This window comes from Arthrobacter pascens (genome assembly GCF_017052465.1).
GTDB classification, from domain to species: domain Bacteria; phylum Actinomycetota; class Actinomycetes; order Actinomycetales; family Micrococcaceae; genus Arthrobacter; species Arthrobacter pascens.
The window spans coordinates 14,784-29,060 of the sequence record NZ_JAFHKT010000145.1; the positions used below are offsets into that span (position 1 = coordinate 14,784).

The following is a 14,277-nucleotide window of genomic DNA, read 5'->3' on the forward strand; positions in this document are numbered from 1 at the left end:
GCGTGGTGCGGACTAGAACCCGAGCTTGACGAGCTGCTTGGGGTCGCGCTGCCAGTCCTTGGCCACCTTGACGTGGAGGTCGAGGTAGATCCGCGTGCCGAGCAGGGCTTCGATGCCCTTGCGGGCGTTGGTGCCGACCTCCCGCAACCGGCTTCCGCCCTTGCCGATGATGATCGCCTTCTGCGAGGGCCGCTCCACATAGAGGTTCACCCGGACGTCGAGAAGCTGGTTGTCCTCCGCCCTGCCCTCGCGCGGAACGATCTCATCAACCACCACGGCCAGGGAGTGCGGAAGCTCGTCCCGTACGCCCTCGAGCGCCGCCTCGCGGATAAGTTCCGCCACCATGACCGCTTCCGGCTCGTCCGTCAGCTCGCCGTCCGGGTAAAGAGGAGGCGACGGCGGCATGTGGCTGATCAGCACATCGGCCACCGTGCCCACCTGGAAACCGTCCGTGGCGGACACCGGCACGATGTCCTTCCAGCCTTCTTCGCCCAGCACTTCGCGGCCCAGGGCCGCGACGGCGAGCAGCTGCTCGGTCAGTGCCTGCCGGTCGACGAGGTCGGCCTTCGTGACGAGGGCGATTATCGGCTTGCGGCCCACTGCTGCGAGCTGCGCGGCAATGAACCTGTCGCCGGGGCCGATTTTTTCATTGGCCGGAAGGCAGAAGCCGATGGCGTCCACCTCGGCGAGCGTGTCCGCGACAAGGTCGTTGAGGCGCTTTCCGAGGAGGGTCCGCGGCCGGTGGAGACCTGGCGTGTCAACCAGGATCAGCTGGGCGTCCTCCCGGTGGACGATGCCCCGGATGGTGTGCCGGGTCGTCTGCGGCTTGGCGGAGGTGATGGCGACCTTCTTGCCCACCAGGGCGTTGGTCAGCGTCGATTTTCCGGCGTTCGGCCGGCCCACCAGGACCGAGAACCCGGCGTGGTAGCCGCCAAAGGGTGCGCCGCCGTCGGCCTTATTCTGCTTGCTCACGTGGAACTCCCTGTTGCATTTGTTTTGCCTCGTCGAGAAGGTCTTCAAGGTCAGTATTCATCGGAACGGCATTGGTTGGAACAGCGTCTTTGGGAACGGCGGCCGCAATGATGTGGCTGACGCGGTTTCGGCGGCCTTCCAGCCGCTCCGCGCGGAGCGAGACGCCGTCGACTTCAACGGCGCTGCCCACGATCGGCACGCGGCCCAGCGCCTTGGCCAGCAGGCCGCCCACGGTGTCCACTTCGTCGTCGTCGAGCTCGAGGTCGAAGAGTTCGCCGAGGTCGTCGATGCTCATTCGCGCGCTGACGCGGTACGTGCCGTCCCCCAGGTCCACCACTTCGGCGCTTTCGGTGTCGTATTCATCCACGATCTCACCGACGAGCTCTTCGATCAGGTCTTCAAGGGTGACGAGCCCGGCCGTTCCGCCGTACTCGTCGATAACTATCGCGACGTGCGTGGACTCTTTTTGCAGCTCCCGCAGCAGGTCGCTCACCGACTTGGAATCGGGGACGTACCGCACGTCGCGCGCCAGCTCTTCCACCAGCGGCGGCTCTTCATCCGGCGCCAGGCCGTGGAGGACAGCGGCCACGTCCTTGAGATAGACGATCCCCAAAATCTGGTCGGAATTTTCCCCGATGACCGGAATGCGTGAGTACCCTGAACGCAGGAACAGGGACATGGCCCGGTGCAGGCTGGAGCCGGCGTCGATGCTCAGGATGTCCGTGCGGGGCACCATGACGGAACGGACCAGGGTGTCGCCGAAGTCGAAGACCGACTGGATGAGTTCGGCCTCGTTGTCCTCGATCATGTCCGATTCGGTGGCCCTGTCCACGAGCTCCCGGAATTCTTCCTCGCTGAAGAACGCGTCGTCTCCGCCGGGCGAGCCGGGAGCCACCGTGCTGCCGAGCCTGACCAGCCAGCCCGGAATGGGTCCGAGGACCCAGGCCAGGAACCTGATCATGGAAGCCGAGAACAGCACCACTCCGGCCGCATGCGAACGGCCCAACTGCCGGGGCGAGACGCCCACGATCACAAAGCCCAGGACGGCCATGATGCCCGTAGCCGCGAGGCCTGCGAGCCACACATTGTCCAGCAGGCTGTAGAAGAGCACCGCCACGGCAACCGCGGACGCAGTCTCGAACCAGATACGCCAGAACCTGAGCGCGCGCATGTGCGTCATCGGCTGGTCCAGGATCCGGCGGAGCGCAGTCCCGCGGCTCTTCAGGAGCGCCTGCTCGGCATCGTGCCGCGGGAGGAAGCTGAACGCCGCCTCGGCGGCCGTCAGCAACGCTGCGGCACCAAGGAACAGCAGCGCCATGCAGACAAGGAGCGGTGATGTCACTGGATGGTCTCGGAGGGAGCTTCTTTGCCGGTGAACTCTGCCAGCAGCTCACGCTGCAGGCCGAACATTTCTTCTTTTTCTTCCGGTTCCGCGTGGTCGTAGCCCAGGAGGTGCAGGATGCCGTGCGTCGTCAGCAGCAACATCTCATCCTGCGTGGAGTGGCCGGCGTTGCGTGCCTGGACCTCCGCCACCTGGGGGCAGATGGCGATGTCGCCCAGCATCCCCTGCGGCGTCGGCTTGTCCGGGGTGCCCGGCGTGAGTTCGTCCATGGGAACGGAGAGCACGTCGGTGGAGCCGGGTTCATCCATGAGCTCGATGTGGAGCTTTTCCATAGCGGGCTCATCCACGAGCAGGATCGACAGCTCGGCCTGGGGGTGGATGTACAGCTGTTCGAAGATGAACCGGGACAGCGCCACCAGCTGGGCCTCGTCCACCTGGACGCCTGATTCGTTGTTCACTTCGATGCTCATGCGTGCTCTCCCCGTTTCTCCCGGGGAACGGAATGCTTGACCCGGTTTCGCTGTGCCTCGTCCCAGATGCCGTAGGCGTTGACGATGTCGCCGACCAGCCGGTGGCGCACCACGTCCGCGGCGTCCAGAACCGAGAAATTGACGTCGTCGATGCCCTGCAGGATTTCTTCGACTATCCGCAGGCCCGAGCGCGTCCCGAACGGCAGGTCCACCTGGGTGACGTCACCGGTGACCACCATCTTCGAGCCAAAGCCCAGGCGGGTCAGGAACATCTTCATCTGTTCGGGCGTGGTGTTCTGTGCCTCGTCGAGGATGATGAAGGCGTCGTTGAGCGTCCGGCCCCTCATATACGCCAGCGGCGCCACTTCAATGGTGCCGGCCGCCATGAGCCGCGGAATGGATTCGGGGTCGATCATGTCGTGCAGGGCGTCGTACAGCGGCCTCAGGTAGGGATCGATTTTATCGCTGAGCGTGCCCGGGAGGAACCCGAGGCGCTCCCCCGCTTCCACTGCCGGACGGGTGAGGATGATCCGGCTGACTTCCTTTTGCTGCAGCGCCTGCACGGCCTTGGCCATCGCCAGGTAGGTTTTGCCCGTGCCGGCCGGGCCGATGCCGAAGATCACCGTGTTGGCATCGATCGCGTCCACGTAGTTCTTCTGGTTCAGCGTCTTCGGGCGGATTGTCTTTCCGCGGCTGGACAGGATGTCGTGGGTTAGAACGTCAACCGGATTCTGCAGCGACTGGCTGCGCAGCAACAGGACGAGCTGCTGAAGCACGGCGGGCGTAATCACGGTGCCGCGCGCCACCAGGCCCCGCACTTCGTGCAGGAGCCGCATGATGCGGGGGACGTCGGCCGATGGTCCGCTGATGGAGAGCTCGTTGCCTCGGACATGGAAGCTGACGGACGGAAACTGGTCCTCGATAAAGCGGAGGGCTTCGTCGTGGCTGCCGAGGGATTGCACCATCTGATCAGAGTTGTCGAAGATGACCACCTCCGTTCGGATACCGGGCAGTGTATGCGGGAATTCTCCCGCGGTGCGGTCCCCGGTGTTGAGGCGGCGCTTTCCGTTTGCTGATTCAGTCATGGTGCCGGCCCGCAGGCCTCTGGTTCCCTCCAGTGTGGATTACCCTTTGTGGATTACCCCTCAAAGTCCTTCTATCTTACGCCAGCAAGCGGCCGCACTCACCGTCCGGCCGCGCCACCAGGCAGCGCCGTCTGGCAGTGCCGTCCGGCAGCCAGCAGCCCGGCAGGCCGGCTCTTGGATGACGGGTTCCCGCAATTAGGTATCAACTTTGTCTCGGCCTCATATCGTTCCCGTTGCAGTTCGGGCCCCGACGCGCAATGGGCGCCCGGCGCCCCGCGGCCTTGTGTAATGCTGGAAATACAGAGAGCGGGCACCGGTGAGGCATGCCCGCCGCCGTGGGGAAGACCCGCTGCCTGCCGCGTCGCGGCGGGCGGTCCAACGCTATTCCGGAGGGAGCATCGACATCAGGCAGCCAGGATTGTCCGGCCCGAAAGCAGCTGCGCGGATCCGTTCCGTGCTGGCGCTTTGGCTGCTTCCTGCCGCTTTGCTCCTGACCGGATGCATCGCTGACCCTGATCCCGCGGCCGCCCCGTCGGATGTTCCGTCCCAGGCGCGGCGGTCAGCCGGCGTTGACAGCGCTCCGACCACCAGCGCGCCGCTGGAAACGATGCAATCGTCTAATAAAGCCCCGGTGTACTGGATCGGCCGGAGCAACACGGACGTGTACCTTTACCGCGAATTCCGGGACGTGCCGGGCGAGGACAATCCGATCACGAAGGCGCTTCGGGCCATGATGTCCGAGACCCCGCTGGACCCGGACTACTTCACGCCCTGGCAGAACCCCAAGAGCCTTGCCACGTCCATTTCCGGTACGAACGTGATTACCGTGGATGTCTCGGCCGACGCATTCAACAGCAACCTTGACGCGGACATGGCGCAGCGGGCCATCCAGCAGCTCGTGTACACGGCGACAGCCGCCGGCGCGAGCTCTGGCCTGGTCGACGCCGCCCAGCAGATCGAGGTGGCGATCCTGGTGGACGGGCACACCGACTACCAGGCGTTCAAGCACGTCAAGCTGGGCGCCCCCATGTCGCGCAGTGTGGGCATGGTGGCCCCGGTGTGGATCATTGACCCCCAGGAAGGCATCGAAGTTGCCGACGGACGGGTGAAGATCAACGGGCGCAGCACGGATCCAGGCGGCAAGCTGCGCTGGCAGATCCTGAAGGTCCAGGAGAACGGCGATAAGGAGAAGTACCTGAATGGCGAGGCCACTGCGGCAGCAGAGGCTGACTCTTCCGGGATCTTCAGCCTCGCCGTGAAGCTCGGCCCCGGCAATTACGAGATCCGGATATCGCAGATCGATCCCGGACGCGCCGAGGACGAACCGAACGTGGACACGCGGGGCTTCTCGGTCCGCTAGCAGCGGTCGCGGCGGCTACCAGCGCCCCAGCACATCACTGGCGACAACTACGGCGGCCGGCCCGGCCGTGGACGACCGCAGCACGTGCGGTCCCAGGAGTGCCGTCACGGCGCCGGCGCTGCACAGTTTGGTGACCTCCCGCGGGCTGATGCCGCCTTCCGGTCCGACGACCAGCAGGATCTCCCGGGGCGCCTCCCCGGACTGGTTTGCGCTGTGCCATCCCTCGAGGACTCCGCGCAGGGGCTTCACTGCGTCTTCGTGCAGGATCACCGCCAGGGCGGCGCCCGCCACCTGAGCCGCCAGGCCCTGGGTGTCGACGGCGGGACGCACCTCGGGGATCCATGCCCGCCGTGCCTGCTTCGCCGCTGCGGAGACCGCCGACTGCCACTTGGCGTGGGCTTTGGCGGCGCGGTCGCCCTTCCAGCGCACAATCGACCGTTCCGACTGCCAGGGGATGACGGCGTCGATGCCGAGCTCTGTGGCCGTCTCGATGGCCAGTTCGTCCCGGTCGCCCTTGGCAAGGGCCTGGACGAGCACCAGGCGCACACCGGGCCGGTCCTCCACCGTGACGGACGTACACATCACGGTCAGTTCCGCGGGCGCTGTGTGCTGCACGGATCCGGTGATGCGCCGGCCCGCGCCGTCGGCGATGTCGACCGGCTCCCCCACACCCAGACGTTTGACTGTCACCGCATGGCGCGCCTCGGCGCCGTCCAGCACAAAAACCGAGCCGGGCTGTGTGTTGTCCAGTGTTCCGGCAGCGGTGAAAAATACGGGGTTGCTCACCGCTACAGGTTACCGAGGCGGTCCCGGAGCTTCGCGAAAACGCCGCCACTCGCGGCGAGCTTGCCCTCGGAGAACTGTTCACCGCGGAGCTTGGCGAGCTGACGCAGCAGGTCTTCCTGAGCCGGGTCGAGCTTGGCAGGCGTCTCGACCTGCAGGTGGACCTTGAGGTCCCCGCGGCCATAGCCCCGCAAGTGCGTGACGCCGAGCCCGCGGAGGGTGATGACTTCGCCCGACTGCGTGCCCGCCTTGACGTCGATGTCCTGCTTGCCGTCGAAGGTGTCCAGGCTCAGCTCGGTACCCAGGGCCGCAGCCGTCATGGGGATGTTGAGCGTGGCGTGGAGGTCGTCGCCGTCGCGGACGTAGGTGGGGTCGTTGTTGACGCGGATTTCAACGTAGAGATCGCCGGACGGACCGCCGGCCGGACCGGCTTCGCCCTGCCCGGACAGCTGGATCCGGGTGCCCGTGGCCACACCGGCGGGAACCTTGATGGTCAGCGACCGCCGGCTGCGGATGCGGCCCTGGCCGCTGCACTCGTTGCAGGGATCCTTGATGACGGTTCCGAAGCCCTCGCAGGATCCGCAGGGTGCGGACGTCATGACCTGGCCGAGGATGGAACGCACGGCCCGCTGGACCTGGCCGCTGCCGCCGCAGATGTCGCAGCGTTCGGGATGCGTGCCTTCGCGGCAGCAGGAGCCATCACACGTGGGGCAAACGACGGCGGTATCGACTTCGAGCTTCTTGTTGGCGCCAAAGACGGCGTCGCGCAGGTCGATCCGGACGCTGATGAGGGCGTCCTGCCCCCGCCGGACCCGCGACGCCGGGCCTGCGGTTCCGCCTGCCCCGAAGAAGGTGTCGAAGATGTCCTGGAACGCGAATCCCTGGCCGGCGTAGCTGCCGCCGCCGAAGCCGTTGTCCGTGCCGTTCTCGTTGCCCGTGGTGTCATAAACCCTGCGCTTCTGCGGATCGGACAGCACTTCGTAGGCATGGGTGACGGCCTTGAATCGGTCAGACGCTTCAGCTCCCGGGTTCACGTCCGGGTGCAGGGTGCGGGCCAGCTTGCGGTAGGCCTTTTTGATCTCTTCTCCGGTGGCTTCCGGGGAGACTCCGAGAACGTCGTAGTGGCTGCTCAAAGTTCGTATCTCTTCCTGGTTATGGTGCCTGGGTATCGGATTCGTTCGGCCGCGGGATCACGGACCGAGAATCCTCGAAAGGTAGCGGGCCACCGCGCGGACGGCGGCCATTGTGGTGGGATAGTCCATGCGGGTGGGCCCAAGGATGCCGATCTTGGCGGTGGCGTCGGGTCCATAGCCGGTGGCAACCACCGACGCCTCGGCGAGTCCGTCGTAGGGGTTCTCCCGGCCAATGCTCACGGCGACTCCGCGGGGATCCTGTGCCATGTCACTGAGGAGCCGCAGCATGACCACCTGTTCCTCGAGGGCCTCGAGGACGGGTCCGATGCTGAGGGGGAAGTCCACGTTGGACCGTGCCAGGTTCGCGGTGCCGGCCAAGACCATGCGGTCTTCCCTGCTGCTGTGCGAGAGGGCCTCGAGAGCCCTGCTGAGGGCGACGGCAGCCGGCCGCTCGGCCGGAGCGCAGCCGGCCACCACGGCGGCGAGGTACTGGGGCAGCATGGTCAGCGCCGTGCCTGCGACGCCTGCAAGGAACCTGGTCCGCAACGCCGACAGCGTGTCGTCGCTGAGTTCCTGGCCGACGTCGACGACGCGCTGCTCGACCTTGCCCGAGTCGGCGATCAGCACGATGAGGACCTTGCGCGGCGCCAACTGGACGAATTCAATGTGGCGCACCACGGCCCGGCTCAGGTGCGGGTACTGCACCACGGCCACTTGGTTGGTCAGCTGCGCCAGGAGCCTTACCGTGCGCTCCAGGACGTCGTCGAGATCGTCGGACCCCTCCAGCAATGACTGGATGGCGCGGCGCTCGGCCGGAGACAGTGGCTTGACCGCCGAAATCTGGTCCACAAAAAGCCGGTAGCCCTTGTCGGTGGGAATCCTGCCGGCGCTCGTGTGCGGGGCGGTGATGAGTCCCTCGTCCTCGAGCGCAGCCATGTCATTGCGGATGGTGGCGCTGGAAACCCCCAAATGGTGGCGCTCGACCAGCGCCTTGGATCCGACAGGCTCGCGGGAATGGACGTAGTCCTCCACAATGGCGCGCAGCACCTCAAGCTTGCGTGGTTCGCTCACAATCCACCTCCGATCAACTGTTTTTGCGGGCAAGGGCAGGCAGCGCATGGTTAGCACTCGACATCCCTAAGTGCTAACAAGTCTAATATGAGACGGCCCGTTGTTAGCATTGGTACCGCTCCGGGCGAAATTCCGGGCCCGCGTCCGGCCGGAGGCTGTTTACCGGCCAGGCGGCAGCCTCCTAGCGCAAAGCGGTGTTTAACTATGCAGTACCAGACCTGGGGTCCGCAGGAGATTGCCGCGCCCGCCAAGAACAATTTGCCGGAAGTGCCGGTTGAGCGCGGAATGGTGCTGGAAGACGTGCAGTCCGGCTGGGTGGGGGCCGTGACGCGGGTCGAGAAGTCCGGCGGGATGCATGTGGTGGCCCTTGAGGACCGCCGCGGCAAGTCCCGTTCCTTCCGGCTTGGCTTCGGGTTCCTGCTGGAGGGCCAGCCCATCCGGCTGATGCCGCCGGCCCCGGCCGCCAAACGGCCAGGTTCCGGCCCGGCCGGACGGACGGCGTCGGGCTCCGTCCGCGTGGAGGGCCAGCGCGCCCAGGTGGCCAAAGCCAGCCGGATCTGGGTTGAAGGCAAGCACGACGCTGAACTCGTGGAGAAGGTCTGGGGCGATGACCTCCGGGTGGAGGGAATCGTCGTCGAGCCCCTTCACGGCATCGACGACCTGGCCGGGGCGGTCGCCGCGTTCCGGCCGGGACCGGGCCGCAGGCTGGGGGTCCTCGTGGACCACCTTGTCCCGGATTCCAAGGAGTCCCGTATCGCGGAGGCCGTCATGGCCTCGCCCGGCGCCGCGGGGAACGTGCTCATCGTGGGCCACCCCTACGTGGATGTCTGGCAGGCCATCCGGCCCTCCGTCCTGGGGATCGCGCAGTGGCCGGTGGTGCCCAGGGGCACCGACTGGAAGACCGGGATCCTGGCCGCCTTCGGCTGGCCGCACGCCACGAAGGAGGATGTCGGCCTGGGCTGGCAGAAGCTCCTGGGTGCGGTGCGGACCTACGCCGATCTCGAGCCTGCCCTGCTGGGGCGGGTGGAGGAGGTCATCGACTTCCTCACCGTGCCTTAGTCGAGCCGGGCTTGTCATCGCAGCACGGATCAACAATTCCGTCGGGACCTTTCGAAGGGGCGGACCGTAGCATGGGGTGTATGAAGGCGGGCAGGCAGCAGAGACGTTCAGGGCGGAAACGGCAATGACCGGCGACCGGGATCGGGATGCTTTCCGGCGCCCGCGGCAGGCCCGGCCACGTGACGCACTTGGCCGGCCGCTGCCGTACGGAAGCGTTGGAGTCGAGCCGGTCCCGGAGGAGCCGCTGCCGCCGGAGCAGACGTTAGTCTCGGCCCGGAGCCTGGTGGACGCCGGCCGGCCCTTCGCCGCCCATGAAGTACTCGAGGCGCGCTGGAAAGCCGGGCCGGCCGAAGAACGCAACCTCTGGCAGGGGCTCGCCCAGATCTGTGTCGGGCTCACCCACGCCGCCCGCGGGAACAGCGTTGGCGCGCTCCGGCTCGTCGAGCGCGGCGCGGCACGGCTCGAGGAGTACAGTTCCGGCGAGGGACCAACCTACGGGCTCGATCTGTCCGCCGTTGTGGGCTGCGCACGTGACCGGTTACACACCGGCGGGCGAGCCGGCGATCAGTAAGGGGACCCGATGAAATCCAACGAATTGCTGCTGGACGCCTTCGGCCGGATCCATGACACCGTGACCGCCACCCTGGACGGGACCGACGACGGGTCCCTGATCCGCCGGCCCGCGGGCAGCGGAAACTCGATTGCGTGGCTCGTCTGGCACCTCGGCCGGATAGAGGACTCGCAGGTCGCCGCCGCCGCCGGCCTGGACCAGGTATGGCTCTCGCAGGGGTTTGCCGGCCGCTTCGGCCTGCCGCTGCCCGACCGCGACACAGGCTACGGCCATTCGAGCGACCAGGTCGGCGCCGTGCACGCCACGCCGGAGCTGTTGCGCGCATACTACGACGCCGTTCACCGGCAGACCGTGGAGTTTCTGAAATCTCTCGGCGACGAGGACTTCGACCGCGTCGTCGACTACCACTGGGACCCGCCGGTCACCCTCGGCGTGCGGCTGGTCAGCACTATTGCCGATTGCCTCCAGCACGTGGGGCAGGCCGCGTACGCCAAGGGCTTGGGCCCGGCACACGGTTAGAGCCGGCTCGGCGGCGCGTCGTTCATTCCGCGCCCGACCCAGTATTCTTGGAAGGGCGCCTTCCGCGCTGCCGCCGTCCGGGTTACCGGCTGGCGGCGAATACCGGCACCAACGCACCAACGCAAGTTTAAGGAAGACTCACCGTGGCAGAAGACGCTCGTGACCGCAGGGACCACCAGTCCGGCCCTGACGTGCCCCAGTACCATGGCGTGCCTGCCAATGCGCTTCCGCTGACAGCCAGCGAGGACCGGCAGTGGGCCACGCTGGCCCACTTCGGCGGCATCCTCGGCTGCGTTCCGGCGCTGCTGATCTACCTGATTTTCCGGGAGCGGGGTCCGTTCACGGCCCAGGAATCCAAGGAAGCCCTCAACTTCACGCTGCCGCCCACCATCGCGGCCGTGCTTGCCAACCTCCTGGTGCTCCTCCCGGTGGTGGGCAATATTTTCGCCGTCATTGCCACGCTGATCTGGATCGCACTGACGTGCTTCGCGGTGTCCGCCGGCATCCACGTCAACCGGGGCCAGCCGCACCGGTACCAGTTCAACCTCCGCTGGATTAAGTAAGCGCCCAAGGCAGCGGCCCCAGACCTGTTCGCTTCTGGGGCCGCTGCTTTGGTTTTAAGCCATGCCCCGGTGGTGCGGCCGCGGGCGGGAGATTCAGTCCGGCAGGATCCTGCGGACCACGGCGTCGGCCAGCAGCCGGCCCTTGAGGGTCAGGACCAGCCGGCCGCGGAAGGCGTCGGCCGGCACCACAAGGCCGTCGGCGATGAGCCCGGCCACAGCGTGCCTGCCGTCGTCGGACAGTGTGCTGACCGCCAGCCCTGATGCCAGCCTGGCCTCAAGCATGACGCGTTCCACACGCCGGGTCTCGGCGTCGAGGGTCTCGCGTCCGGCCGCCGGCGACACGCCGGAGCCGAGCCTGCCGGCGTAGGCGGTGGGGTGCTTCACGTTCCACCACCGGACACCGCCGACGTGCGAGTGCGCGCCCGGGCCGATCCCCCACCAGTCGTCCCCGCGCCAGTAGGCCAGGTTGTGGCGGCACGCCTGCTCCGGCGTCGCGGACCAGTTGCTGACCTCGTACCAGTGCAGGCCGGCGTCGGAAATCATCCGGTCGGCGAGTTCGTACTTGTCGGCGTGGTCGTCGTCGTCAATTTCCGGAACTTCGCCGCGGCGGATCTGGGCGGCGAGCTTGGTGCCGTCCTCAATGATCAGCGCGTAGGCGCTGATGTGGTCCGGACCGTACGACAGTGCGGTCTCCAGCGAAAAGCGCCAGTCATCGATTGACTCGCCCGGTGTGCCGTAGATCAGGTCCAGGCTGACAGCCAGTCCAGCTTCCCGTGCCCATTTCACCACCTGCGGTACGCGGCTCGGAGTGTGGGTGCGGTCGAGGACCTTCAGCACGTGGGGCACCGCGGACTGCATGCCGAAGGAGACGCGTGTGAAGCCCGCGTCGGCGAGCAGCTGCAGGGACTCCGGAGTGACGGAATCCGGGTTGGCCTCCGTGGTCACTTCGGCACCGGGTTCGATCCCCCATGTGTCTATGGCGGCACGGAGGATCCTGGCCAGATCCTCCGCGGGCAGCAGCGTGGGCGTCCCGCCGCCGAAGAACACGGTGCGGAGTTTGCGGGCAGGAAGGCCCGACTGCTCCAGGGCGCGGGCGGCGAACTCCACTTCGGAAATGGCCGTGGAGGCGTAGGCGTCCTGGGATGCGCCGCCGCCGAGTTCCGTGGCGGTGTAGGTGTTGAAGTCGCAATAGCCGCAGCGCACCGCGCAGAACGGGATGTGCACGTAGAGCCCGAAGGCCCGCTCCGCCGCACCGTCCGCCGCCTGCTGCGGCAGCAGACCGTCCGACGGCGCGGGGTCGCCCAGGGGAAGAACGCTAGGCACGGGTGCGGCCTCCGGTGGTTCCGGCCACGGTCATCACTACTTCTTGGCCTTGTCCTTGGACTCTTCGGTGGTCAGCGCGGCGATGAAGGCTTCCTGCGGGACCTCGACGCGGCCCACCATCTTCATGCGCTTCTTGCCTTCCTTCTGCTTTTCCAGCAGTTTGCGCTTCCGGGAGATGTCACCGCCGTAGCACTTGGCAAGAACGTCCTTGCGGATGGCGCGGATGGACTCGCGGGCGATGATCCGGGATCCGATGGCGGCTTGGATGGGTACCTCGAACTGCTGGCGCGGGATGAGTTCACGCAGCTTGCCGGTCATCATCACGCCGTAGGCGTAGGCCTTGTCCCGGTGCGTGATGGCGGAGAAGGCATCGACCTGCTCGCCCTGGAGCATGATGTCCACCTTGACCAGGTCGGCCACCTGCTCGCCGTCAGCCTTCCAGTCGAGCGATCCGTAGCCTCGGGTCTTGGACTTGAGGATGTCGAAGAAGTCGAAGACGATCTCGGCCAGGGGCAGACGGTACCGGATTTCCACCCGGTCCTCCGAGAGGTAGTCCATGCCGCCCATGACGCCGCGCCGGCTCTGGCACAGCTCCATGATGGCGCCGACGAACTCGTTCGGCGCAAGGATGGTGGCGGACACCATCGGCTCGCGGACTTCAGCGATCTTGCCGCTGGGGTATTCGCTGGGGTTCGTGACGTGGACGACCTTCTTGTCTTCCAGCGTCACTTCATATTCCACGTTGGGGGCAGTGGAAATCAGGTCCAGGTTGTATTCACGCTCAAGCCGCTCGCGGGTAATTTCCAAGTGCAGCAGGCCCAGGAATCCCACGCGGAAACCGAATCCCAGCGCGGCGGATGTTTCGGGCTCGTACACAAGCGCGGCATCGTTGAGCATCAGCTTCTCCAGGGCATCGCGGAGCACCGGATAGTCCGTGCCATCCAGCGGATACAGGCCGGAGAAGACCATAGGCTTGGCATCGGCATAGCCGGGGAGAGAATCTGCGGCCGGCTTGGCAAGGTTAGTGACGGTGTCGCCCACCTTGGACAGGCGGACGTCCTTCACACCCGTGATCAGGTAGCCGACTTCGCCGACGCCGAGGCCCTTGGACGGCGTGGGTTCCGGGGAGCTGACGCCGATTTCCAGGAGCTCGTGCGTGGCGCGGGTGGACATCATCTGGATGCGCTCCCGGGGGTGGAGCATGCCATCCACCACGCGGACGTAGGTGACAACGCCGCGGTACGTGTCATAGACGGAGTCGAAGATCATGGCACGGGCGGGGGCGTCCGGGTCTCCCACGGGAGCGGGAAGATCGCGGACGATCTTGTCCAGCAGAACCTCGACGCCCATGCCGGTCTTGCCGGAGACGCGGAGCACGTCGTCGGGGTCGCCGCCGATCAGGCTTGCCAGTTCCACCGCATACTTCTCGGGCTGCGCCGCCGGCAGGTCGATCTTGTTCAGAACCGGGATGATCGTGAGGTTGTTTTCCATCGCCAGATAGAGGTTGGCGAGGGTCTGGGCCTCGATGCCCTGGGCCGCGTCCACCAGGAGCACTGCGCCTTCGCAGGCGGCCAGGGACCGGGACACCTCGTAGGTGAAGTCCACGTGGCCCGGGGTGTCGATCATGTTCAGTGCGTAGCTGACGCCGTCGACGTCCCAGGGCATGCGGACGGCCTGGGACTTGATGGTGATGCCGCGTTCTCGTTCGATATCCATGCGGTCCAGATACTGGGCCTTCATGTCGCGGGACTGCACGACGCCGGTGTACTGAAGCATGCGGTCGGCCAGGGTGGATTTACCGTGGTCAATGTGCGCGATGATGCAGAAATTCCGAATGATGGCCGGATCTGTCGCGGCGGGCACCGGGGCGGTGCGGGCCATGGGAGACACGCAGGGTCCTTACTGTTGGCATTTCCGCGGCGTCATTCCGGGCCGAACTCGGGCCATCCTGCTGCTGCCGCATATCTGAACCTCTAGTCTCCCACGTTCGGGGCGCCCACAGTACATTGAAAGCGGCAGTGCATTC

The 14,277-nt window shown here is 66.4% G+C and carries 14 protein-coding genes; 5 read left to right on the forward strand and 9 right to left on the reverse strand.

Annotation, left to right across the window (positions count from 1 at the left end; translation table 11 throughout):
* Positions 1–12: 12 nt before the first annotated feature.
* From era to JYA52_RS14495, 4 genes are read right to left on the reverse strand one after another with little or no spacing between them, the layout of a single operon-like run.
* Positions 13–972, reverse strand: coding sequence for a GTPase Era (gene era, locus JYA52_RS14480; RefSeq protein WP_205653876.1), 960 nt, complete (start codon positions 970–972; stop codon positions 13–15).
* On the reverse strand, positions 956–2,314 hold the full coding sequence (locus JYA52_RS14485) for a hemolysin family protein (RefSeq protein WP_205653877.1): 1,359 nt from the start codon (positions 2,312–2,314) through the stop codon (positions 956–958). The genes era and JYA52_RS14485 overlap by 17 nt, the downstream gene beginning before the upstream one ends.
* Positions 2,311–2,784 carry an rRNA maturation RNase YbeY gene (ybeY, locus tag JYA52_RS14490; RefSeq protein WP_205653878.1) on the reverse strand — a complete coding sequence of 158 codons (474 nt, stop codon included), beginning with the start codon at positions 2,782–2,784 and terminating at the stop codon, positions 2,311–2,313. Before ybeY ends, JYA52_RS14485 begins: the two co-directional genes overlap by 4 nt.
* Positions 2,781–3,869 (reverse strand): PhoH family protein, encoded by a 1,089-nt coding sequence (locus JYA52_RS14495; RefSeq protein WP_205653879.1) that lies wholly within the window; start codon positions 3,867–3,869, stop codon positions 2,781–2,783. Before JYA52_RS14495 ends, ybeY begins: the two co-directional genes overlap by 4 nt.
* A 418-nt stretch (positions 3,870–4,287) precedes the next feature.
* On the opposite strand from JYA52_RS14495, the gene JYA52_RS14500 reads away from it, so the two are divergent.
* Positions 4,288–5,229, forward strand: coding sequence for a GerMN domain-containing protein (locus JYA52_RS14500; RefSeq protein ID WP_240460364.1), 942 nt, complete (start codon positions 4,288–4,290; stop codon positions 5,227–5,229).
* A 15-nt stretch (positions 5,230–5,244) separates the two neighbouring features.
* Here JYA52_RS14500 and JYA52_RS14505 read toward each other — a convergent pair whose 3' ends face one another.
* The 3 genes from JYA52_RS14505 to hrcA are packed head-to-tail and all read right to left on the reverse strand — an operon-like array spanning position 5,245 to position 8,216.
* Positions 5,245–6,015 carry a 16S rRNA (uracil(1498)-N(3))-methyltransferase gene (locus tag JYA52_RS14505; RefSeq protein ID WP_205653880.1) on the reverse strand — a complete coding sequence of 257 codons (771 nt, stop codon included), beginning with the start codon at positions 6,013–6,015 and terminating at the stop codon, positions 5,245–5,247.
* A gap of 2 nt (positions 6,016–6,017) precedes the next feature.
* Positions 6,018–7,145 carry a molecular chaperone DnaJ gene (gene dnaJ / locus JYA52_RS14510; protein ID WP_205653881.1) on the reverse strand — a complete coding sequence of 376 codons (1,128 nt, stop codon included), beginning with the start codon at positions 7,143–7,145 and terminating at the stop codon, positions 6,018–6,020.
* Positions 7,146–7,202: 57 nt separating this feature from the next.
* A complete protein-coding gene (hrcA, locus tag JYA52_RS14515) occupies positions 7,203–8,216 on the reverse strand; it encodes a heat-inducible transcriptional repressor HrcA (RefSeq protein WP_205653882.1) in 1,014 nt (337 codons plus the stop codon).
* A 204-nt stretch (positions 8,217–8,420) separates the two neighbouring features.
* On the opposite strand from hrcA, the gene JYA52_RS14520 reads away from it, so the two are divergent.
* From JYA52_RS14520 to JYA52_RS14535, 4 genes are all read left to right on the forward strand, one after another.
* Positions 8,421–9,275: a DUF3097 domain-containing protein gene (locus JYA52_RS14520; RefSeq protein WP_205653883.1), complete on the forward strand. Its 855-nt coding sequence runs from the start codon at positions 8,421–8,423 to the stop codon at positions 9,273–9,275.
* 124 nt (positions 9,276–9,399) lie between these two features.
* Positions 9,400–9,846, forward strand: a complete 447-nt coding sequence (locus JYA52_RS14525; protein WP_205653884.1) for a DUF309 domain-containing protein — start codon at positions 9,400–9,402, stop codon at positions 9,844–9,846.
* A gap of 9 nt (positions 9,847–9,855) precedes the next feature.
* Positions 9,856–10,365 (forward strand): mycothiol transferase, encoded by a 510-nt coding sequence (locus JYA52_RS14530; protein ID WP_205653885.1) that lies wholly within the window; start codon positions 9,856–9,858, stop codon positions 10,363–10,365.
* A gap of 143 nt (positions 10,366–10,508) precedes the next feature.
* Positions 10,509–10,928, forward strand: coding sequence for a DUF4870 domain-containing protein (locus tag JYA52_RS14535; RefSeq protein WP_205653886.1), 420 nt, complete (start codon positions 10,509–10,511; stop codon positions 10,926–10,928).
* A 93-nt stretch (positions 10,929–11,021) separates the two neighbouring features.
* Here the strand turns inward: JYA52_RS14535 and hemW are convergent, their stop codons facing one another.
* Positions 11,022–12,251 (reverse strand): radical SAM family heme chaperone HemW, encoded by a 1,230-nt coding sequence (gene hemW / locus JYA52_RS14540; protein WP_205653887.1) that lies wholly within the window; start codon positions 12,249–12,251, stop codon positions 11,022–11,024.
* A gap of 36 nt (positions 12,252–12,287) precedes the next feature.
* A complete protein-coding gene (gene lepA / locus JYA52_RS14545; RefSeq protein WP_205653888.1) occupies positions 12,288–14,141 on the reverse strand; it encodes a translation elongation factor 4 in 1,854 nt (617 codons plus the stop codon).
* Positions 14,142–14,277: the final 136 nt, after the last annotated feature.